The sequence below is a fragment of the Pseudomonas sp. B6(2017) genome (assembly GCF_002112765.1).
Classification (GTDB): Bacteria; Pseudomonadota; Gammaproteobacteria; order Pseudomonadales; family Pseudomonadaceae; genus Aquipseudomonas; species Aquipseudomonas piscis.
Genome location: NZ_NEIQ01000062.1, coordinates 1 through 1,376, shown reverse-complemented (window position 1 = coordinate 1,376; position 1,376 = coordinate 1). Strand labels below are relative to the sequence as shown.

Below are 1,376 nucleotides of genomic sequence, written 5' to 3'. Positions count from 1 at the left end.
GCCACCGACCTGTTCGAGGCCTCGACCATCGAGCGCATGGCCCGCCACTGGCAGAACCTGCTGCAGGCGATGGTCGCCGACCAGCAGCAAGCCATCGGCCAGTTGAACCTGCTGGACGAAGCGGAGCAGCGGCAGATCATCCAGCTCTGGGATCGGACCGATTCTGGCTTCCCGGCCACGCGCCTGGTGCACGAGCTGGTGGCCGACCGTGCCCGGGAAACTCCCGAGGCGGTGGCGGTGATCTTCGGTGAGCAACAGCTGACCTACGGCGAGCTGGAGCGCAGCGCCAACCGCCTGGCCCGGGCCCTGATCGCCCGTGGCGTGGGCCCGGAAGTGCGGGTGGCGATCGCCATGCCGCGCAGCGCCGAGATCATGGTGGCGTTCCTGGCGGTGCTGAAATCCGGTGGCGTGTACGTGCCGCTGGACGTGGAATACCCCGAGGACCGCCTGCTGTACATGATGCAGGACAGCCGCGCGCAACTGCTGCTGACCCACTCGGTGGTGCAACAGCGCCTGCCCCTGCCGGAAGGCCTGGAGAGCCTGGCGGTGGACCGTACCGAGCAGTGGAGTGGTGACGACGACAGCGCCCCGCACGTGACGCTGGACGGTGACAACCTGGCGTATGTGATCTACACCTCCGGTTCCACCGGCCTGCCCAAGGGCGTGGCGGTGTCCCACGGGCCGCTGGTGGCGCACATCATCGCCACCGGCGAGCGCTACGAAATGACCGCGGCCGATTGCGAGCTGCACTTCATGTCGTTCGCCTTCGACGGCTCCCATGAAGGCTGGATGCACCCGCTGATCAATGGTGCGCGGGTGCTGATCCGCGACGACAACCTGTGGCTGCCGGAGCAGACCTACGCCCAGATGCATCGCCACGGCGTGACCGTGGGGGTGTTCCCACCGGTGTACCTGCAGCAGCTGGCCGAGCACGCCGAGCGCGACGGTAATCCCCCGGCAGTGCGGGTGTACTGCTTCGGTGGTGATGCGGTGGCCCAGGCCAGCTACGACCTGGCCTGGCGGGCACTGCGTCCGACCTACCTGTTCAACGGCTATGGCCCCACCGAAACCGTGGTCACGCCGCTGCTGTGGAAGGCGAGCAAGGACGATCCATGCGGTGCGGCCTACGCCCCGATCGGCACGCTGCTGGGCAACCGCAGCGGTTATGTGCTGGACGCCGAGTTGAACCTGCAACCGATCGGTGTGGCGGGTGAGTTGTACCTGGGCGGCGAAGGCGTGGCCCGGGGTTACCTGGAGCGTCCGGCTCTGACGGCCGAACGCTTCGTGCCCGATCCGTTCGGCGCGCCGGGCAGCCGGGTGTACCGCAGTGGCGACCTGACCCGTGGCCGCCCCGATGGGGTGGTGGACTACCTGGG

General features: G+C 68.2%; 1 protein-coding gene. It reads left to right on the top strand.

The window, feature by feature from the left end; genetic code table 11:
- The coding region (locus tag CAG11_RS32965; protein ID WP_143494899.1) for an amino acid adenylation domain-containing protein at nt 1-1,376 on the top strand (1,376 nt) is incomplete at both ends.